The sequence below is a fragment of the Corynebacterium comes genome, from assembly GCF_009734405.1.
Lineage (GTDB): Bacteria > Actinomycetota > Actinomycetes > Mycobacteriales > Mycobacteriaceae > Corynebacterium > Corynebacterium comes.
Genome location: NZ_CP046453.1, coordinates 1,217,926 through 1,238,120, shown reverse-complemented (window position 1 = coordinate 1,238,120; position 20,195 = coordinate 1,217,926). Strand labels below are relative to the sequence as shown.

Sequence of the window (20,195 nt, the reverse complement as noted above, 5' to 3'; positions counted from 1 at the left end):
CGGGGTCGATCTCACCCTGCAACTGCCCAGACCCTCCTATTACAGCCCGCAGCACCGCAAAGCACAGACACGCGCCTAAAACCCTACCGCCTCACACGCACAGGGGCAAACACCACGGAGAAGGAATCTATGCCATTGACCTCATCGACCTCACCCGACTCAGCTTCCTCGGCAAACCGATCCTGGTGGGACCACGACGCCGCCGACTACCACGCACGTCATCGCAGCTATCTGGACGGATTCCACTGGTGCCCGGAGATGATCACCGAGGCTGACGCGCGGCTGCTGGGCGACGTCCGCGATCTGGCCGTCCTCGAGATCGGCTGCGGCTCCGCACCGTGCTCCTCCTGGCTGGCCCGCGACGGCGCCGGCTTCATCACCGCCTTCGACCTCTCCCTCGGCATGCTCCGCCACTCCGACGGCGCCGTCCCTCTCGTCCAGGCCGACGCGCAGGCGCTTCCCTACCTGGACCACTCCTTCGACGTCGCCTTCTCCGCCTTCGGGGCCCTGCCCTTCGTACCCGACGTCACGTCCGTGCTTGTCGACGTCGCCCGGGTACTGCGCCCCGGCGGCCGCCTCGTCTTCTCCGTCACCCACCCCATGCGGTGGATCTTCCCCGACGACCCGGAACAGTTCGAGGCCCAGATCAGCTACTTTGAGCGTGAATACGTGGAGACCGACGACAACGGCCTGGTCACCTACGCCGAATTCCACCGCACCATCGGTGACTGGGTCCGCGCGCTGGTCGCCGCCGGCTTCGTCCTGCAGGACATCATCGAACCGGAATGGCCGGACTCGCTCACCGAGACCTGGGGCCAGTGGTCGCCCGATCGGGGCAGGATCTTCCCGGGTACCGCAATCTTCATTGCACAGGCGGCCGACTGAACCATCCACAGATTCCCGGCCCGCGGGGACGGCGGGTGGACGCGGGGGCGCCGGCAGGCGACCATGCGGGTATGAGGAACTGGGGGAAGGAACTCGGCTTCGTCGACGTCCGCGGACTGAGTGACCGGGCGGGCCACACGCTGCTCACCGCGGAGATCGCCGTGACCGATGAGCTGTGGACCCCGCTCGCACCGTGGGAGAAATCCGCGGCGCGGGCGTTCGCGGTCGGGCTGACCATGGACACCGCGGTGGTGTGCGGGAAATCCGCCGCCCGGTTGATCGGGATCGAGTTGCCCGGCTGGGAGGACACCGTGGAGGTCACTTACCCGGGAAAGCGGAAACCGGGCGGACAACGCTACTGGCCGGAGGGCGTCCGCTTCCGCTACCGGAATCTGGGGGAGGACGAGGTGGTGGAGCGCGAGGGGATCCGCCTGACAGCTATCTACCGCACCCTGCGCGACATCGCCGTCCTGCACGGCCTGGCCGACGGAGTGGTCGCCCTCGACTCCGCCCGCCGACGGTGGCCCGAGGTGAGCATGCAGACCTGGCGCTCCGGCCTCCTCCGGGGACCGCGTTTCAAGGGCGTGGGCACCGTGCGGAGGGTGCTCGACCTCTCCGTGCCCGACTCCGACAGCCCGCAGGAGTCACTTGCGCGGATACGGCTGATCATCGCGGATCTGCCCGGGGTGGAGGAAATAAGGACACAGGTCCGTTTCGAGGCCGATGGGCGGAGCTACCCCGTCGATCTGCTCATCAATGAATGGCTGGTGCTGGAGTTCGACGGCGACATCAAGTACGAGGAGGGTGCCTTCGGCCGGACGACCCGGGAGACGGTGCTGAAGGAACGTGAACGGGAGGTCCTCCTTCTCAACCTCGGCCTGCAGGTGCGCCGGGTCCGGGCGAGGGACCTGGAGCTTGACGCGGACGGGTGGTGCCCGATGTTCGGCATCGTCCTCGACGCGCTGCGCGGTCGGGAGGAGCTGGGCAGGAAGATCCGGGACTGAAAGACGCGATCTCAACGACGCAAGGGGCTCACCAAACTACGCAGGGGCGGGGCAAAGGGCGCGGCCGCGTAGTCGAGATCGCGCCCTTTGCCACGGGGCTTTCCACACCCCTAGTGCGCAGCCTCGTCCCAGTTCGCCCCGGAACCGGCGGACACCTCCAGCGGCACCCGCAGGGTGATGGCCGAGCCCATCTCGCGCTCAAGGATCTCCTGGACCTGCTCCAGCTCACCCGGGGCGATCTCGACGACGAGCTCATCGTGGACCTGCAGCAGCACCCGGGACTTCACGCCCGCGGCCCGGAACTCACGGTCGACGCGGATCATGGCCACCTTGATGATGTCCGCCGCCGTGCCCTGGATCGGAGCGTTCAGGGCCGCACGTTCGGCGTTGTCACGGGCGACACGGTTGTCTGAGTTGAGTTCGGGCAGGTAGCGGCGGCGGCCGAAGAGGGTGGAGGTGTAGCCGTCCTTGCGTGCCTGCTCCACGACCTCGGCCAGGTAGCGCTTGACGCCGCCGAAGCGCTCGAAGTAGTTGTCCATGATGGTCTTGGCCTCGCCGGCGGGGATGTTCAGCTGCTGGGACAGGCCGAAGGCGGAGAGTCCGTAGACCAGGCCGTAGGACATGGCCTTGACGCGACGGCGCAGCTCGGGGGTGACCTTGTCGATGGGCACCTCGAAGACCTTGGAGCCGACGTAGTTGTGCAGGTCCTCGCCCTCCTTGTACGCCTCGGTGAGCCCGGGATCCTGGGAGAGGTGCGCCATGACGCGCATCTCGATCTGCGAGTAGTCGGCGGTGAGCAGGGTTTCGTAGCCTGCGCCCACCACGAAGGCGGAGCGGATCTTCCGGCCGGCGGGGGTGCGCACGGGGATGTTCTGCAGGTTGGGTTCGGTGGAGGACAAACGCCCGGTGGAGGCGACGGTCTGGTTGAAGGTGGTGTGGATGCGCCCGTCGGACTGGACGGTCTTGATCAGGCCCTCCAGCGTGGATTTCATCTTCTGGTACTCGCGGTGTGCCAGCAGGTGGTCGAGGAACGGGTGCGGGTGCTTGACCGCCAGCAGTTCGATCTCCTTGGCCGCGGTGGACCAGCCGGTCTTGGTTTTCTTGGTCTTGGGCATGCCGAAGGTCTCGAAGAGCACGACCTGCAGCTGTTTGGGGCTCGACAGGTTGAGCGTGTCATCCCCCGCCAGCTCGCGGGCGGCGACCTCCTCCTGGGCGACCTGTTCGACGAAGTTGGCCAGCTGCTCCTCGAGCGTTTCGACGTCCACCGCAATGCCCGTCGCCTCCATCCGCGCGAGGATCCCGGCCAGTGGGATCTCCAGGTCGTGGTAGAGCTCGAAGGAGTCGATCTCCTGGAGCTGCCTGGTCAGCTCTTCGGTGAGTTCGAGGATGGCGGCCGCCGAGTCGATCAGCGTGGAGTCCCCGAGCAGGGAGAGCTGGCCTTCCGGTTCGGCGAGCTGGCGCTGCAGGTGCCGCTGGTAGACGTCCTTGAGCTCGTAGGTGCGTTGCCCCGGCCGCAGCAGGTAGGCGGCGATGGCGGTGTCGTGGACCACACCGTTGAGCTCCATCCCGCGTCCGGCGAACATGTGGAACGCGGCCTTCGACTCGTGCAGGTACTTCGGGTCCTCCGAGGCCAGCCACCCCGCCAGCGCCTTCTCGTCCGCGGGGTCCAGGTCGGCGAGCTCAGCACTCACCGCACGCCGTTGCTTGTCGACGACCGCGATCGCCGTCGCGTCCCCCTGGTTCGGCGCCGGCGTACCCGTGACGAAGAGGGCAAGCCCCTGGCCTTGACGGGCTGCGAGCCAGGCGGCGAGCGGGGTGTGGTCGACGACGACGTCGGCAAGCTGCACGGTGGTCTCGACGGCACCCTCGGTGGGCACGGCGGCGAGGACGCGTTCGCGGAGGTTGGCGCCGAACTGGAGATCGTCGAAACGCTTGGCTACTGCCCCCACGTCCGCCGGCCTGAGCGTGAGCTGGTCCGGCCCCACGGGCAGCTCCATGTCCGTGAGCATGTGGGTGAGGCGACGGTTGAGGCGGACCTGGTCGATGCGCTCGCGGAAGTTCTCCCCCGCCTTGCCCTTGATCTCATCCGCATGGTCCAGGAGGTTGTCCAGCGTGCCGTACTGCTGGATCCACTTGGTGGCGGTCTTCTCGCCGACGCCGGGGATGTTAGGGAGGTTGTCGGACGGGTCGCCGCGCAGGGCCGCGAAATCCGGGTACTGCTCCGGGGTCAGTCCGTACTTCTCCTCCACGGCTTCGGGAGTGAAACGGTGCAGGTTGGACACGCCGCGCATCGGGTAGAGCACAGTGGTGTGTTCGTCGACCAGCTGCAGGTAGTCGCGGTCGCCGGTGATGATGAGCGTCTCATACCCCAGCGGCGTCGCAGCGGTGGCCAGGGTGGCGAGGATGTCGTCGGCCTCGTAGTTCTCCTTGCTCAGCGTGGTGATCCCGAGCGTGCCCAGGACCTCCTCCAGGATGTCCACCTGGCCCTTGAACTCCGGCGGCGAGGCCTCCCGCTGCGCCTTGTATTCGGGGAACATCTCCGTACGGAACGTCTTGCGCCCCACGTCGAAGGCGACCGCCACGTGCGCCGGCTTCTCCTCCGCCAGGATGTTCGCCAGCATCGAGAGGAATCCGTACACCGCATTGGTGTGCTGACCACCCGTGGTGGAGAAGTTCTCGGCAGGCAGGGCATAGAAGGCGCGGAAGGCCATCGAATGCCCGTCGATGAGCAGAAGGCGGTTGTTCTCGGTCGTCTCAGTCACAAGAGCCAAGTGTAGCCAGGCCGATTCCCACCGAGGGAGGGCCGTGCACTAAACTGTCCCCTTGCCGCCCCCGTAGCCCAATTGGCAGAGGCAACGGATTCAAAACCCGTTCAGTGTCGGTTCGAGTCCGACCGGGGGCACCATGACGTCAGAGCCGCAGGCCGTAGCCCTGGGCGTAGACGTTGCCGTCGCGGTCGCGGTAGGGGTAGTCGTCGCCGCAGTACTTGCCGGGCACGTCACGCGGTGACTGCCCGATCTTCTCCACGGAGGCGGGCAGGCTCATCGGCAGGCGGCCGGCGGGGCCACCGTCCTCCCCTGCCAGTGAGCGCAGCAGATTGTCGGGGTGGATCTCGAAGGAGCCGACCACGGCTGCGGCCTCCGGTTCTATCTCGCCGAGCAGCCACGGGTTGGTGAAGTTGACCACCAGCAGGGTGGGTACGGTCTTCTCGATCTCCCGCACCCGGTCCACGTCCACCCCGTTGTCGCGGGGGTCCACCGACAGCGCCACGCCCTCACGGTCGTCCTCGAACAGGGCGATCTCGGGCCGTGCCCACACGAGGGCCAGCTCAGCCTCCTCCGGGCTACCCACCAGATGAGCCCCCGCCCATGTCCGTGTGATCGCCTCCTCCAGCTTGACCTGCACGTCCCCGATGCGGGTGCGGCCGGTGACGAAGGCATAGACCTTCACCTCGCGCGCCGGGTTCAGCGGCAGCAGCCCGGAGGAACGCAACAGGGTGACGGACCGGCGTTGTGCCTGCTCGCCCAGGGCGGCGACCTCCTTCGCGCCGATCACCGCCGCGGCGGCATCCACATCGACGTAGGGGTTCTCGAAGAGTCCCAGCTGGAAGATCTCGGTGAGGAGGCGGGTGCAGGCCTGGTTGAGCTCGGCGTCGGAAAGCAGGCCCTGCTCGATGGCCCTGATGAGCTCGGTGGGGTCGGACATGTCGGAGAAGATGTCCGTGCCGGCCTGGATGGCGGCTGCGAAGCGCTCCGGCTTGGTCAGGCCCTCCACGCCCCAGACCATGGCGTCGATGACGCCGGAATCTGAGTTGACGTAGCCGCCGTGGCCCAGACGGCGGCGCAGGAGGTCCTCCAGGAACACCTTGTTGTAGGCGAAGGCGACCTCGGCGAACTGGGTGGTCGGGCCGTGCCAGAACTGCTCGTCGAGCTGCGCCGCCGAGGTGTTCACCGGCTTGGCGTAGTACGGCATGATCGAGCTGGCCCCGGCCACACACGCGGCCTGGAACGGCGGGAGGTGGTAACGCTCCAGGGCCCCCTGGGTCGGGTACTCGTTGGTCTGGCCCCACTCGAAATGCGGGTCGTGGCCGTCCAGGCGCACGCCGCCACCGGGGAAGTGCTTGATGGTGCAGGCCACGGAGGTGTGGGAGAGCTTCCTGCCCTGCATCCCCCGGACGACGGAACCGATGTACGAGGTGACCAGCTCCACGTCCTCACCGAAGGTGCCGTTGAAGCGGGACCAGCGCGGCTCGGAGGCGACGTCGGCCATGTAGCCGTAGAGCTTGTGCAGGCCACCGGCGCGCCACTCCCGGGCGATCTCCGAACCGAAGGTCTCCATGAGAGCCGGGTCATCGAGTGCCGCGAGGCCGAGCTCGTTGGGCCACTCGGAGAACACGCCCGCGGATTCGTTGACGCCGAACTGCGGGACCAGGGCGACGTGGTTGCGCGGGTTGGAGGCGAACACCACCGGGATGCCCAGGCGGGAGTTCTCGGCCATCTCCTGGACGGCGTTGGTCCACGTGGCCAGGTCCCCGGGCCCGAGGTTGTCGCGGCAGATGAGGAAGCGCTGGTGGCGGGCGTTGATGGCGTTGTCCGTCGAGGAGGTCACCAGGACCGGCTCCGGGTAGGGCTGGGAGGTGATGGGGTTGGCGTCGCGCCACACGTCCTCGGGGTTGAGGACCAGGCCTTCCTCCGCGTGCGGCAGGAATGAGGAGTACCCGGGGTGGTGGGAGCCGATGACCATCAGACCCGCCTTCTCCTCCGGGGTCATCCGGTGGACCAGGTCGACGGCCCGCGTCTCGGGGTCCAGGCGCCAGTCCTCGTAGGGGTTGAGTTCTCCGTCGCCGTTGAGGTCACGGAACTGGAGGTCGTCCTGTGTGATCAGGCGGCCGGTTCGGGTGCCCAGGCTCGGCTGGGGCGGCGTGGTGGCAGTCATGTACCCACCGTATCGACGCCCGCGTGGCAACGCCGATGTTGCCGGAAGTTTCCGCGCATCCACGGTTAAAGTGAACGGGTCCCGTTTCCCACCTACCAAGGATCCCACCACATGCGCCGTACTTTCATTGCCCTGGGCACTGCAGCCACCCTCACGCTGGGTGTCGTTCCTGCCGCGCAGGCCGCCCCCTCCTCACAGCTGGACTCGCAGGTCAACGAGCAGGTCAACGAGCTGCCGACCGACATGCGCCTGGGTTCCTCCGGTGCCCGGCTGCTCTCCTCCAACCCTTCGGAGGAGCAGATGAAGGAGGGTGCCGCGCTGCTCGGACGCGACTGGTTGATCGGTTTCGTGGCGGTCGCGGTGCTGGGCACCGTCATCCAGGCGGTCTCAGCGACACTGCGTTAGTGCCGTAAGGTTAGGGGCTGAGATTTTCCGCCCCCCTGACCATGGAAGGCGTGCGCCGAGAAGCCATGACCACCCCTCATCATTATCCCGCCAAGACTCCGCGTACCCCGCTGAATGTCGTGGCAAACCTCATCCGCGGCGCCCTCATCGGCATGGCCGAGCTGGTGCCGGGCATCTCCGGCGGCACCGTCGCGCTGGTCGTGGGCATCTACGAGCGTGCGCTCAACACCGGCAATCAGCTGTTCCGCCGTCAGTTCAAGGCAGTGGACTGGCCTTTCCTCATCGCCGTGGGCCTGGGCATGGTGGCAGCAGTCTTCACCATGTCGACGGTGCTGCACGATTTCGTGGAGAACTCCCCCGAATACGCCCGCGCGCTGTTCCTGGGCATGGTGGCGGTGTCCATCTGGGTGCCGGTGGCGATGATGGACCCGAAGGACGTCAACCGGAAGTGGAAGGTGGTCGTCCCGCTGTTCCTGATCGCGGCGGTGGTGAGCTTCTTCGGCACGGGATTCACGTCGGCGCCGCAGGACAACCCCTCCCTCATCGTCATCTTCCTCGCCGCCGCCATCGCGATATGTGCGCTGGTGCTGCCGGGTGTCTCGGGGTCCTTCTTCCTGCTGGCCGTCGGCCTCTACGGTCCAATCATGGGGGCTCTCTCCGCCCGTGAATGGCCGGTGATCTTCACCTTCATGGCCGGCGCACTGGTCGGTATCGCCCTGTTCATCCGTGTCCTCACCTGGGCGCTGGAGAAGCACCGCACCATCTCGTTGACACTGATGGCGGGCCTCATGCTCGGGTCGCTGCGTTCCCTGTGGCCGTGGCAGTCCGACACCGCCGACCTGCTGTCCCCGGGCGGCAACGTCCTCGCCATAGTCGGCCTCGTCGTCCTCGGTGGCGTGATCGTCGCCGTGTTCATCATCGCCGACCGCGTCGCGACGACCCGCCGCGAGTCCGAGATCATCGAAGAGAAGCTGCCGGTATGATGCGCCGCCGCATGAGTGCGCTGGCGGTGCTGTCGGCGGCGTCGATGAGCATGAGCGCGTGCGTGACCAACGTCGAGGAGGTCCATCCGGAGGGATGGACCCCCGTCACACCGGACGCCGTGCCGGAGATCGCGGCGATGGTGCCGGAGTCCGTGGCCGTCGACGGGGTGCTCTCCGGTGGCACGAACCCGCCTTTCGCCCCCTTCGAGGTGAAGGATTCCGACGGCACCATCGTCGGCCTGGAGATCGACCTCGCCCGCGCCGTCGCCGCCGTGATGGGCCTCGAGTTCGAACCCGTGGAGCAGGACTTCGCCATGATCCTGCCCGCCGTGCAGGCGGGCACCCTGGACGTGGGTACCTCGGGTTTCACGGACAATGAGGAACGACGGAAGAACGTCGATTTCGTCAACTTCCTCTACGCCGGCATCCAGTGGGCACAGCCGACGGGCACGAACGTCGACCCGGAGAACCCCTGCGGGCTGACCGTGGCCGTGCAGCGCACCACCGTCTCCGAAACCGACGACGTGCGGCCGAAGTCGCAGGCCTGCGAGGACGCCGGCGAGGAGCCCATCACCATCCTCTCCTATGACACATCGGACAACGCGGCACTCTCCGCGCTCATCGGGCGTGCCGACGCCCTGTCCGCCGACTCCCCCGTCACCGCCTGGGCCGTCGCCCGTTCCGAGGGGGAACTCGAACTGACCGGCGACATGTTCGCCGCCGCCCCCTACGGCTGGGCCGTGCCGAAGGATTCCCCGCTGGGCCCGGCGATGGCCGCCGCGCTGCAGCACCTCATCGACACCGGCGACTACCAGCGCATCCTCGCCCAGTGGGGCGTGGAGACCGGACTCGTCGACAAGGCCATGATCAACGAAAAGGAGCCTGACGCATGACCACACCCGCCCCCATCCAGGCGAAGCCGCTTCGCCACCCGGGTCGCTGGATCCTCGCGGCGATCGTGCTGGGTCTGTCCACCTGGTTCATCATCGGCGCCCTGACCAATGAGGCCTACGGCTGGGCGACCTACCGCGCCTATCTCTTCGACACCCGGGTCGCCACCGCCGCCCTGCACACCCTGGCGCTGACGGTCCTGGCGATGCTCATCGGCGTCGTCCTCGGCGCGACCCTCGCGGTCATGCGCATGTCCCCCAACCCGGTGCTGCGTGGCGTGGCCTGGGTGTACCTGTGGATCTTCCGCGGCACCCCGGTGTACGTGCAGCTGGTGTTCTGGGGCCTGCTCGGTTCGCTGTACCAGTCCATCAACGTCGGCTTCGCCGAGGTCGAGCTGGAACCGCTGCTGCAGAACGCCTTCCTCCTCGCCGTCCTGGGCCTGGGACTCAACGAGGCCGCCTACATGGCCGAGATCGTCCGCTCGGGCATCTCGTCGGTGCCGGAGGGCCAGATGGAGGCCTCGAAGGCGCTGGGCATGAGCTGGACGCTGACCATGCGCCGTACCGTCCTGCCCCAGGCGATGCGCATCATCATCCCCCCGACCGGCAACGAGTTGATCTCCATGCTCAAGACGACCTCGCTGGTGGTCGCCATTCCGTACACGCTGGAACTCTACGGTCGCTCCATGGACATCGCCGCCGCGCTCTTCGAGCCGGTGCCGATGCTGCTGGTCGCCGCCACCTGGTACCTGGCCGTCACCTCGCTGCTGATGGTGGGCCAGTACTACCTGGAGAAGCACTTCGAGAAGGGGGCGCGCCGCGAACTCACCGGCCGCCAGCTCGCCGCACTCGCCGACGCCGAGGGTACGATCCCCGGCAACGTCACCGTGAAGGAGACCCCATGACCGACCTCATGATCGACGCCCAGCAGGTGTGCAAGTCCTTCGGCCAGCTCGAGGTTCTCAAGGGCATTGACCTGAAGGTGCGCAAGGGCCAGGTCACCTGCCTCATCGGACCCTCCGGTTCCGGAAAATCCACGTTCCTGCGCTGCGTCAACCACCTGGAGAAGGTCACCGCCGGCCGCCTCTACGTCGACGGCGACCTCATCGGCTACCGGGAGCACGACGGTGTGCTCCACGAGATCTCCGAGAGGGACGCCGCCAAGCAGCGTGCCGACATCGGCATGGTCTTCCAGCAGTTCAACCTCTTCCCCCACCGCACCGCCCTGGAGAACATCATGGAGGCGCCGGTGCACGTCAAGGGCGTTCCCGCCGCGGCCGCCCGCCAGCGGGCCATGGAGCTTCTCGACGAGGTCGGACTCGCCCACAAGGCCAACGCCTACCCCGTGCAGCTCTCGGGCGGCCAGCAGCAGCGCGTGGCCATCGCCCGCGCCGTCGCGATGGACCCCAAACTCATGCTCTTCGACGAGCCCACCTCCGCCCTCGACCCCGAGCTCGTCGGCGAGGTGCTGCGGGTCATGCGAAAGCTGGCCGACGACGGCATGACCATGCTCGTGGTCACCCACGAGATGGGCTTCGCCCGCGAAGTCGCCGACACCGTCGTCTTCATGGACGGCGGCAGGGTCGTCGAGTCGGGTCCGCCCGCCGAGGTCCTGGACAACCCGAAGGAGGGGCGCACCCGGGCCTTCCTGTCGTCGTTGTTCTAGATGTCGCGCCGGTGGTCGAAAATGTTGCGCTGGTCCAGGAAATCGAAGACGAAGCGCACCACCGACTCCCGGTAGTTGATGAACCGGCCGGAACGCACCAGCTCCAGCACCTCATCGAGATACGCCCACCTGACCTCCGCGACCTCCTCATTGGGGACGGCGAGCCGGGGCAGGTCGGCGTCGATACGCAGCAGGTAGAAGTCGTCGAAGCCGTACTGGAAGTTGAAGGTGAAGCTGGGGCGGGCGAGATCGACGTTCAGACCGAGCTCCTCCCGCACCTCGCGCACGGCCCCCTCGCGGCTGCTCTCCCCCGCATGGACGCTGCCGCCGACGCTGAAGTCCCACAGCCCGGGCCAGTTCGGCCTGGTGTCGGTCCTCCGCTGAATGAGCAGCTGACCCGCCCCGTCGAACACGCACACGTGCACCACGACGTGCAGCTGCCCCTCCGGCAGGCCGGACCGCCGCTCCACGGTGGCGCCGGTCGGGAGTCGATCCACGTCGTAGAGATCCCACAGTTCCATCAGGGCAGCCACTCCCCTGCGACGTGGCCCCCGTAGCCGGCGTCGCGCAGCTGCTGCACCCATTCCGCCAGCGGCAGGCTCCCGGTACCCGGCGCGCCACGCCCCGGGCTGTCCGCGATCTGCACGTGTTCGGGCATGACACCGTTCAGGTCGACCGGGCCGTTGACGGCGAGGTGGTACAGATCGAGCAGCAGGCCGCCGGGGAGCAGGGCGGCGTCGGCAAGCGTCTTCACGGGGTAGTCTTCGGCGCCGGAGAGCGGCTCGATCATGACCACTCCCCCGAACCGCTTCTCCACGTCCCGGGCCACCGCCCCGAACCTCTCCACCTGCTGGTCGGTGAGCTGCGCTCCGCCACGGCCGACGAGCAGGTTGAAGCGCGGGACACCGGTGAGATTGTGGAAGCGTTCGATGGCGTCCAGGTGGGCGGCCGGCATGTCGCGTTCGTGGAGGATGCCCCGGTCCCCGGCGGCGAGGTCACCGCCGAACATGTTGAGCGCCACCAGCGTGAGGTTCCGGCTCTTCAGCTCGGCGACCACGGCGTCGATGTCGGCGTCGGTGGGGTCCGGGACGGCGAAGGGCCACCAGAGTTCGACGTTGGGGGTGGTGGCGGCGTCGAGGCCCTCGGTGAGGCTGTTTCGGCCGATGGAACAGTTCATCGCGGTGATCACACTGACCACTCTACGATGGGCCCATGGACAACAGAGTTGCAGTAGTCACCGGGGCCGGCGCAGGCCTCGGCCGCATGTTCGCCCGGGCGCTGGCGGCCGACGGCTGGTCCGTCGCCCTGCTGGGGCGCACGCGCTCGACGCTGGAGGAGACGGGGTGCGGCCTGGTCGTGCCTTGCGACATCTCCGACGAGGCCAGCGTCGCCGCCGCCTTCCACGAGGTCACGGACCATTACAGTCGCCTGGATCTGCTGGTCAACAACGCCGGCGTGCCGGGCCCCACCGGCGAGCTGCACACCATCTCCCCCGCCGGGTGGAGGGCCACCTTCGACACCAACATCACGGGTACCTTCCTGTGCACGCAGCAGGCCTTCGCGTGGATGGCGGCCAACGGCGGCGGGCGGATCATCAACAACGGCTCCATCGCGGGCCACTCTCCGCGCGCCGGGGTGGCCGCCTATGCGGCGTCCAAGGCGGCGGTGGCCAGCCTGACGGTCTCCACGTCGCTGGACGGTCGCCCCTACGGCATTACGGCGACGGAACTGGACATCGGCAACGCCCGCACCGCCCTGCTGGGTTCCTTCACCGGCTCCGAGCCGATGTTCGACGCCGCCGAGGCGGCCCGCCTGCTCGTGGCGGTGGCGTCGATGCCTACCGACGTCAGCGTCGATCAGGTGACTGTCACGGCTGCGGGGATGCCCTACCTGGGCCGGGGCTGACGCCCCCGGACGGGGGTGCCGTGTCGGGGTGGTGGTTTAGCGTGCTCATCGAACGCCAGATCGAACCCCCGACGCCACGTGAGGACGTGAGCTCCGATCCTGAACTTCTACTCCGTCAACAATCCCGATGACCCCCACGCCGTTGCCTGCAACGCCGTCTCCCGCGCCGACTACTTCCTCTGGCGGATGCTTGCCGACGCCGTAGACGAGACCGTCGACTGCGACGTCAACTACGCCGCCATCGTCCGTAGCACCGGCCTGGGCAGCCGCACGGTGGAGCGCAACCTCATGGCCATGGCCACGCTGGATGAGCTCCCCGCCCTGCGGGCCCACCATGAGCAGCTCCACCACCTGGACCTGGCCCGGCTCCGGGCAGTCGAATCCGCGCTGGCCATGGCCGACCGGGCGTACTTCCCGGAGCTCGACGAGCGGATCACCCGCTACCTCACCGCCACCCGTCCCCACCAGCCCCTGCCATCGCCGAAGTCGATCCGGAAAAGAATCAAGGCCATGCTCGACGAACTCGACGCCTCGCTCGCCACCGATGAGGAGGACCCCGAGCTGCCCGGCACGACCTACTCCATGAAGATCCACGACGACGGCACCGCCGACCTCTTCGCACGTTTCGACGCACCCACCGCCGCCGCCATCGACGCCCGCGTCAGGGCGCTGGCGGAGGAGCGCAGGATCGGTCACGCGGCCGCCCATGCGCTTCTGCTCACCGGGGAGGACGCAGGCGTGAAGGTGCACATGAACCTCTACCGCGCGCACGACGTGGAGGAGGCCCCCGTGTACCTCCCGCGTGCCGGCTGGCTCAATCCCCGACGGTCCGCGGAGTGGCTGGCCAGGGCCTCGACGGTCCGGGACATGGACGAGGCTGCGACGTTCAGCACCGACGCCTACCGGACCCCGGCCATCCTGGAGGCCCTCCTCGAAGGCCGGGACGACGTCTGCCGCTACCCGGGTTGCCCGGTGCCCGCCCAGTTCTGCGACAACGACCACATGCTCAACCACGCCGACGGCGGGACGACCTCGGCCGACAACCTGGTCAACCTGTGTCGGCACCACCACAACCTCAAGACGGCGGGCCATATCCGCTATGTCCTCGACGCGGTGACCGGGCACGTCATCTGGCTGCTGCCCAACGGCGAATGGGTCGAGGACATCCCGGAGGGCCCGCTCACCACTGATTCGAGGAGGTGGGTGCAGACCTTCGTCCAGCGACGTGATGCCCGCAACGAGCGCGCCCGCCTGGAGGCTCAGGCCAGGAAACGCCTCAGGGATGAGCTGCTAGAGAAGGCCCGAGACACCCCGGACGAGGGCGACGACGCCACCGGCGGAGGCGAGGACGAGGGCGATGTTGCGTGCCCGTGGTCGGCTGACCTTCTCACTGAGCCTGACGCCGATCCACAGACCGAGGGCCATACCCAGGATCCCGACGGGCCAGATGAGCCAGTTGGTCTCCGTCAGTGACCCGGCACCCGAGAGGATCTTGGTGAGGAAGGAGAGCGCACCAGCCACCATGAAGATCGGCTGCAGAGTGGCCGCGAAGGACTGCTGCCCCCAGCGGGACGCCTGCGCATACACGGTGATCGCTGGCCCGGCGATGCCGGCGAGGGTGTTCATGAAGCCACCGGCGATGCCGGCGACGAGTGCGGGGGCGGGGCCCTCCGCGTGGGGGATGTACTTCTGGCCGAAGGTGGTCACCGCCAGAGCGATGAGGAGCAGGCCACCGACGAGCGCCTGGAGCAGGGAACCGGAGACCTCGCGCACCAGCAGGGCGGCCGGAACGGAGCCGACGACCAGGACGGAGCCGATGAGGGCGAATTTCCGCCAGTCGACGTATTCGCGGACGGTGACGGTCGTGGCGGCGGCATTCAGGAAGGCGAGCACGTTGACCACGAGGATGCCCTCAACGGGGCCCATCGTCACCACGAGCACGGGGCCGGCGATCAGCCCGAGGCCCATACCGGAGATCCGCTGCATGGCGGAGCCTATGGCGACGATGAAAAAAATAAGGAGAAGTTCGGCAAGCACCCGAACAGACTACCCGTTGAGGGTACGGTACTTTTCCTTGACCGCATCGACGACGACGTCGGGAAGCAGACCGTGCACGTCCCCGCCGTACTTTGCCACCTCCTTGAGCAGCGACGACGAGATGTAACCGTACTTCTCGTCGGTGAGCAGGAAGAAGGTGTCGATGCCGGTGAGGCGCCGATTCATCTGTGCCATCGGCAGCTCGTACTCGTAGTCGAGCGCGGTGCGCAGGCCTTTGACCAGGGCGGAGATGTCGTTCCTGGTGGTGTAGTCGACGAGCAGGCCACCCCACCAGTCGACGCGGATGTTGGGGACGTCGCTGGTCACCTCGCGGATGAGTTCCATCCGCTCCTCGATGGTGAAAAGGCCCGACTTCTTGCTGGGGTTGCCGGTCACCAGCACGACCAGCTCGTCGTAGTGGGCGGCGGCGCGGCGGTAGATGTCCAGGTGGCCCATGGTCACCGGGTCGAAGGAACCTGGGCAGACGGCTTTCACTGGGGATCCTTTCGGCGGTAGACGGCCATGTCCATGCGTGCGATGCCGTAGGTGCGTTTCTTCAGCTTCTGGGTGGTGGGTTCGTAGCCTGCGGGCCAGTCGGTCTCGGGCGAGGAGACGTGGCGTTCGACGACAACTGCGGCGCCGTCGATGAGCGCGGGTTCCAGTGCCTCGAGCATCTCGCGGACGGACTCGTCGGCGAGTTCGTAGGGCGGGTCAGCGAGCACCATGTCGAAGTAGTCGCGCGGCGCATTCGCCAGGTAGGTCGACGCCTTCATCTCCTCGATCCGCACCGCCGGATGCTTCACGACGCCCGCGTTGTGCCGGATGACCTCAACCGCAGCGTGGTCGTTCTCCACGAGCACGACCTCGGCCGCGCCACGCGAGGCCGCCTCGAGGCCGAGGGCGCCGGATCCGGCGAAGAGGTCCAGGACCCGGGCGTCGTTGAAGCCGAAGCGCACCTGCAGGGAGGAGAACAGTCCCTCCCTGGCACGGTCGGAGGTGGGGCGGGTGCCCTCGGGCGGGACCTTGATCCTGCGGCCACGGGCCTCACCGGAGATGATGCGGGTCATTCGGTGACCTCCAGGAGCAGCTCGCCGCCGACGACGTCAGAGAAATCGTCTCTGGCGAGCGTGCCGACGGTGCCGGGACCCGGCGCGAGGACCGGCGCCTCAAGTTTGACGGCCTCGACGGTGGCCAGCGTGTCACCGGTGTCAACGGTATCTCCGGCAGCGACGTGATAACGCACGATGCCGGCGAAGGGGGCACAGATATCCATGCCCCACACTCTAACTCTTCTCCAGGAACTCCCGGTCAGTGCGGTCGATCTCCAGGACCAGTCGCTGGGCGAGCAGCGGATGCCTGTCGACGAGCACGGCGGCGTCGCTGGTGGCGCGTTCGATGATGGCGTAGTCCTCCAGCAGGTTGAGCAGCCGGACGGTGCGGGCGGTGCCGGACTGGCTGGTGCCCAGGACGTCACCCTCCTGACGGTGGATGAGGTCGAGTTCGGCGAGCAGGAAGCCGTCGGAGGTCGCGGCGACGTCGCGGATGCGTCGGTCGGCCTCGGAGTCCTCCTCGGCGAGGGTGTGGAAGATGCAGAGGGAGGCGTGGTCGCCACGGCCGACGCGGCCGCGCAACTGGTGGAGCTGGGAGACCCCGAAGTTCTCGGCCTCGCGGATGAGCATGACGGTGGCGTTGGGCACGTCGACGCCGACCTCGATGACGGTGGTGGCCACGAGGATCTGGATCTCCCCGGCCGCGAAACGGCTCATGACGGAGTCCTTCTCCTCGCCCGACATCCGGCCGTGGAGGTAGCCGACGACGAAATCACGGAAGGGGCCGTGGCCGAGGATCTCGAACACCTGGAGGACGCCGCCCTCGCCCTCGATCCGCGGGCACACGACGTAGGCCTGCCGGCCGGCCTCGACCTCCTCCCCGATGCGGGTGATGGCGCGTCGCACCCAGGTGGGCCGGTACTCGGGCACCACGACCGATTCGATGGGGCGTCGGCCGCCGGGCAGCTCGCGCAGCGTGGAGACCTCGAGGTCGCCGAACACCGTCATGGCGATGGTGCGCGGGATGGGGGTGGCCGTCATGACCAGCAGGTGCGGCGTCTGTCCGTCGCGGCCCTTGGCGCGCAGCCGGGCCCGCTGTTCGACGCCGAAGCGGTGCTGCTCATCGACGACCACCAGCCCGAGGTCGAAGAACTCGACCGTGTCCTGGATGAGTGCGTGGGTGCCCACCACGATGTCGGCCTGCCCGGAGATGATGTCCAGCAGGGCCTGGCGTTTCACCGCCACGGGCATGGAGCCGGTGAGGGGGACGACGGTGGCGGGGACGGCGGCGTCGGCAAGCAGGGCGGTGAGGGTGCGTGCGTGCTGGGCGGCGAGGACCTCGGTGGGCGCGAGCAGGGCGCACTGGTGGCCGGCGTCGACGGCCTGGAGCATGGCCACCAGGGAGACGACCGTCTTGCCCGAGCCGACCTCGCCCTGCAGGAGCCGGCTCATGGGTTCGCCCCTGCTCAGGTCCTGCCCGATCTCCCCGATGACGGTGCGCTGGCCCTCGGTCAGCTCGTAAGGGAGATGCGAGAGCAGTCGGGTGCGGTGGCCGTCCTCGACCGGGGGCAGGGCGGGGGCGTTGCGGCGCATGGTCTCCAGGCGACGCAGCGCCATGACCAGTCCGAGTGTGAGCGCCTCGTTGTACTTGAGCCGCTCCAGGTGCGGCTCGGGGCCTTCTGGGCCGGGGAAATGAACGCCACGGATCGCCTCGTCGAAGCTGACGTGACCGGCCGGGACCTCGCCGAGGGGCTCCGGCACCGGGTCGAGGGTGCGCAGGATGTGCCGGACGGCGGCCATGATGCGCCAGGACGCCATTTTCGCCGTCGCGGGGTAGATGGGCACGTAGTCGAGGTCGCGGAGCTGCTCGTCGGGGTCGCCGTACAACGCGAAGGTCTTCAGCGAGCCACTGCCTGCGGCCTTCTCGCCCGGGCCGGGCAGGATGAGGAAATCAGGGTGCTGCAGCTGCGGCTCGCCCCGGTAGAACTTCAGCTTCCCGGAGAACATCGCCTTCGAGCCCTGGCGCAGGACCCGGGTGACGTAGGCGGAGTTGAAGAAGGAGGCGCTGAAGACGGTGCGTCCGTCGTTGACGGTCAACCGGGTGATCGTCCTGCCCTCGCGGGTGTGGAATTCCCGTACCGCGATGACCTCGCCGACGCACGTGATCATGTCGCCCTCGAGGGCGTCCTCGGCGAGCACGCCCGAACCGTGGCGTGACCAGGCGCGCGGGGTGTGTTCGAGCAGGTCCTGGCAGGTGACGTACCCGAGGGCCCTGGTCATGGCCGTCGCCTCCTTCCCGGGGAGGACGTCGGCGAGCAGCCGGTCGTCGGTCCAGCCGAGCACCGCTACTCGACCCCGATCTCCACCAGATGGCACAGCCCGTCGGCCGGGAACGCCATGACGTCCACCTTCAGCACCTCAGCGAGCTTCTCGACGTCCATCTGCGTCCCCGTCAGCAGGATCACGTGCTCGCCCCCTTCGGCGAGCAGGGCCCGGCAGGCGGCTTCCACGGCGGCCTCGACGGTGGTGGTGACGTCGTCTGGGGTGACAATCGTCGTGCGCATCGACGCCGCTGCCTCGGACATGGTGTATGCCGCCACCCCGATGGGTGCCTGGGCGTCGTGGACGCTCAGGGCCGCGATACCGGAGACCAGCCGCCCGGTGGGCACGATGGTGATGGACTGTTCGAAGGCGTGGGTGGCGCGTTCGACGGAGATGAGCTGACGGTGGTCGAGGAGCCCGTTGGGCAGCAGGATCAGTTCCTGTGCGCTGGAGTGGCGGACCTCGGAGAGGATGTCGGAGACGACGTTCTCACCGGGTGTGACGACGACCGCGCCCGCCTCGCGGTACAGATCAGCGACGGATCCCGCCGGGGTGACGGCGACGACGACGCGGCGTGGGGTGGCGACCTGCGGGGCGTCGGGAAGCACCTCGAGCCGCAGGTCAGAGACCGCACCCGCCGCGAAAGCCGTCTCGATGATCCGGCCGGCGACGTGCGAATGGATGTGCACCCGGCCGCTGGTTTCATCGGCGCGCGCGATGACCAGGCTGTTGCCCAGGCCGGACAACGCCGGTTCCAGGGCACCCAGGTCGCCGTGGAAGAAGAACATGACCTCCAGCTCGGGGCCGGACTGGACGGGGGTCTCCGCGGTGGGGGCGGTGACTGTCGTGCCCTCGATTTCCGCGAGCAGGGCCTCCAGCAGGACGACGAACCCGGCTCCCCCGGCGTCGACCACCCCGGCCTCACGCAGCACGTCGAGCTGCGAGGGGGTGTTGGCCAGGGCGGTGCGGGCGGCGGCGACGGCCGCGAGAACCACCGCTTCGAGTTCCCGGCCGGCGGCTTCCGCGGCGACGGCGGCGGCCCGGAGCACGGTGATCACGGTGCCCTCGACCGGTTCCGCGATGGCGCGGTCCACGAGTTTCACCGCCAGGGTGAGCGCCTGGGCGATGCAGGTGCCGTCGACGTTCCCGTGGTTGGTGGAATCCGCGATGGCGCGCAGGACCTGGCTGAGGACGAGTCCGGAGTTGCCGCGCGCGCCCCGCACGCTGCCGATGGCCAGGGCGCGGGCGACCTCAGCGACGCCCGGCTCCCCGGTCAGTCGTCCGGCCTCCGCGAGGGCGGCTTCCATGGTGTGGGCCATGTTGGAACCGGTGTCCGCGTCCGGCACCGGGAAGACGTTGAGGGCGTTGATCTCCGCGCGGCGGGCGGACAGCTCGGCGACGGCCCGGACCGCCCAGTCGTGGAGTCGGCTGCCGTCTAGCTCTCGCGGATGGGACATAACGCCGTAGTCTACAGCCGCCAGTCTACCTCTTCCGCTCCAACAGACACGAGAAGCTCATTCGCCCGGGAAAAGGGCCGGGAGCCGAAGAAACCCCGGGAAGCCGACAACGGGGAGGGATGGGGGGACTCGATGCGGGGGGTGTCCCCCAGGACACGCGCGGCCGTCTGGGCATCGCGTCCCCAGAGGATCGCCACCAGGGGCTGCCGCCGCTCGACGAGCGCCCGGATCGCCGTCTCCGTCACCGCCTCCCAGCCCCTGCCCCGGTGCGACGCGGCTTCACCGGGCCGCACGGTGAGCACCCGGTTGAGCAGCAGTACTCCCTGACGGGACCAGGCGGACAGGTCGCCGTCCTCCGGGATCGGCAGGCCGAGGTCGGCGTTGAGTTCGCGGTAGATGTTGGCCAGGCTGCGCGGCAGGGGCCGCACCCCGGGGCGGGTGGAGAAACTCAGGCCCATGGGGTGGCCCGGGGTGGGGTACGGGTCCTGGCCGAGGATCAGGACCTTGACCTCGTCGAAGGGGTCCTGGAAGGCGCGCAGGATGTCATCGCCCTCGGGGAGGAACGCCGGTTCGGTGCGCAGGAAATCACCGAGCGCGTGGATCTGGTCCTCGACCGGGGCCAGCACCGGCTGCCAGGTGGGGTGCACGGGAAGCATG

Annotated in this window: 19 protein-coding genes and 1 tRNA gene; 9 read left to right on the top strand and 11 right to left on the bottom strand. The window is 68.2% G+C overall.

The window, feature by feature from the left end:
- Positions 1-129: 129 nt before the first annotated feature.
- Both CETAM_RS06005 and CETAM_RS06000 read left to right on the top strand, forming a co-directional pair.
- Entirely contained in the window at positions 130-885 is a 756-nt protein-coding gene (locus tag CETAM_RS06005; RefSeq protein ID WP_156227909.1) for a class I SAM-dependent methyltransferase, read from the top strand.
- 71 nt (positions 886-956) lie between these two features.
- Entirely contained in the window at positions 957-1,889 is a 933-nt protein-coding gene (locus CETAM_RS06000; protein WP_156227907.1) for a hypothetical protein, read from the top strand.
- Between the two features lie 110 nt (positions 1,890-1,999).
- Here the strand turns inward: CETAM_RS06000 and polA are convergent, their stop codons facing one another.
- Positions 2,000-4,600, bottom strand: a complete 2,601-nt coding sequence (gene polA / locus CETAM_RS05995; RefSeq protein ID WP_231587635.1) for a DNA polymerase I — start codon at positions 4,598-4,600, stop codon at positions 2,000-2,002.
- A 117-nt stretch (positions 4,601-4,717) separates the two neighbouring features.
- Between polA and CETAM_RS05990 the strand changes: the two genes are divergently transcribed.
- Positions 4,718-4,794, top strand: a tRNA-Leu gene (locus CETAM_RS05990).
- 5 nt (positions 4,795-4,799) lie between these two features.
- Here the strand turns inward: CETAM_RS05990 and CETAM_RS05985 are convergent.
- Entirely contained in the window at positions 4,800-6,824 is a 2,025-nt protein-coding gene (locus CETAM_RS05985) for a glycoside hydrolase family 3 protein (RefSeq protein WP_156227905.1), read from the bottom strand.
- A 111-nt stretch (positions 6,825-6,935) separates the two neighbouring features.
- Between CETAM_RS05985 and CETAM_RS05980 the strand changes: the two genes are divergently transcribed.
- The 5 genes from CETAM_RS05980 (at position 6,936) to CETAM_RS05960 (ending at position 10,768) form a co-directional block, all read left to right on the top strand.
- Positions 6,936-7,229, top strand: a complete 294-nt coding sequence (locus CETAM_RS05980) for a hypothetical protein (RefSeq protein WP_156227903.1) — start codon at positions 6,936-6,938, stop codon at positions 7,227-7,229.
- 65 nt (positions 7,230-7,294) lie between these two features.
- Positions 7,295-8,212 carry a DUF368 domain-containing protein gene (locus tag CETAM_RS05975; protein ID WP_156227901.1) on the top strand — a complete coding sequence of 306 codons (918 nt, stop codon included), beginning with the start codon at positions 7,295-7,297 and terminating at the stop codon, positions 8,210-8,212.
- Positions 8,212-9,105, top strand: a complete 894-nt coding sequence (locus CETAM_RS05970) for an ABC transporter substrate-binding protein (protein ID WP_156229398.1) — start codon at positions 8,212-8,214, stop codon at positions 9,103-9,105. The genes CETAM_RS05975 and CETAM_RS05970 overlap by 1 nt, the downstream gene beginning before the upstream one ends.
- Positions 9,102-10,007: an amino acid ABC transporter permease gene (locus tag CETAM_RS05965; RefSeq protein ID WP_156227899.1), complete on the top strand. Its 906-nt coding sequence runs from the start codon at positions 9,102-9,104 to the stop codon at positions 10,005-10,007. Before CETAM_RS05970 ends, CETAM_RS05965 begins: the two co-directional genes overlap by 4 nt.
- Complete coding sequence (locus tag CETAM_RS05960) at positions 10,004-10,768, top strand: amino acid ABC transporter ATP-binding protein (RefSeq protein WP_156227897.1); 765 nt, start codon at positions 10,004-10,006, stop codon at positions 10,766-10,768. Before CETAM_RS05965 ends, CETAM_RS05960 begins: the two co-directional genes overlap by 4 nt.
- On the opposite strand, the gene CETAM_RS05955 is transcribed toward CETAM_RS05960, so the two are convergent.
- Both CETAM_RS05955 and CETAM_RS05950 read right to left on the bottom strand, forming a co-directional pair.
- A complete protein-coding gene (locus CETAM_RS05955; protein ID WP_156227895.1) occupies positions 10,765-11,289 on the bottom strand; it encodes an NUDIX hydrolase in 525 nt (174 codons plus the stop codon). The genes CETAM_RS05960 and CETAM_RS05955 overlap by 4 nt on opposite strands.
- The gene (locus tag CETAM_RS05950) at positions 11,289-11,957 is read right to left on the bottom strand and encodes a TIM barrel protein (protein ID WP_231587603.1); all 669 of its coding nucleotides are present in this window, start codon (positions 11,955-11,957) and stop codon (positions 11,289-11,291) included. Before CETAM_RS05950 ends, CETAM_RS05955 begins: the two co-directional genes overlap by 1 nt.
- Before the next feature lie 23 nt (positions 11,958-11,980).
- Here CETAM_RS05950 and CETAM_RS05945 point away from each other — a divergent pair, with 23 nt between their 5' ends.
- Positions 11,981-12,673: an SDR family oxidoreductase gene (locus tag CETAM_RS05945; RefSeq protein ID WP_156227893.1), complete on the top strand. Its 693-nt coding sequence runs from the start codon at positions 11,981-11,983 to the stop codon at positions 12,671-12,673.
- A 1,290-nt stretch (positions 12,674-13,963) separates the two neighbouring features.
- Here the strand turns inward: CETAM_RS05945 and CETAM_RS05935 are convergent.
- Genes CETAM_RS05935 through CETAM_RS05905 form a run of 7 tightly spaced genes read right to left on the bottom strand, consistent with a single transcriptional unit; the run spans position 13,964 to position 20,194 of the window.
- Positions 13,964-14,659 carry a sulfite exporter TauE/SafE family protein gene (locus CETAM_RS05935; RefSeq protein ID WP_231587634.1) on the bottom strand — a complete coding sequence of 232 codons (696 nt, stop codon included), beginning with the start codon at positions 14,657-14,659 and terminating at the stop codon, positions 13,964-13,966.
- Positions 14,660-14,719: 60 nt separating this feature from the next.
- On the bottom strand, positions 14,720-15,205 hold the full coding sequence (gene coaD / locus CETAM_RS05930; protein ID WP_156227888.1) for a pantetheine-phosphate adenylyltransferase: 486 nt from the start codon (positions 15,203-15,205) through the stop codon (positions 14,720-14,722).
- Complete coding sequence (gene rsmD / locus CETAM_RS05925) at positions 15,202-15,777, bottom strand: 16S rRNA (guanine(966)-N(2))-methyltransferase RsmD (protein ID WP_156227886.1); 576 nt, start codon at positions 15,775-15,777, stop codon at positions 15,202-15,204. The genes coaD and rsmD overlap by 4 nt, the downstream gene beginning before the upstream one ends.
- Positions 15,774-15,983, bottom strand: coding sequence for a biotin/lipoyl-containing protein (locus tag CETAM_RS05920; RefSeq protein ID WP_156227884.1), 210 nt, complete (start codon positions 15,981-15,983; stop codon positions 15,774-15,776). Before CETAM_RS05920 ends, rsmD begins: the two co-directional genes overlap by 4 nt.
- A 10-nt stretch (positions 15,984-15,993) precedes the next feature.
- Complete coding sequence (locus tag CETAM_RS05915) at positions 15,994-18,102, bottom strand: ATP-dependent DNA helicase RecG (RefSeq protein ID WP_156227882.1); 2,109 nt, start codon at positions 18,100-18,102, stop codon at positions 15,994-15,996.
- Between the two features lie 2 nt (positions 18,103-18,104).
- A complete protein-coding gene (locus CETAM_RS05910) occupies positions 18,105-19,538 on the bottom strand; it encodes a DAK2 domain-containing protein (protein ID WP_156227880.1) in 1,434 nt (477 codons plus the stop codon).
- Positions 19,539-19,549: 11 nt separating this feature from the next.
- Complete coding sequence (locus tag CETAM_RS05905; protein ID WP_197085809.1) at positions 19,550-20,194, bottom strand: uracil-DNA glycosylase; 645 nt, start codon at positions 20,192-20,194, stop codon at positions 19,550-19,552.
- Position 20,195: the final 1 nt, after the last annotated feature.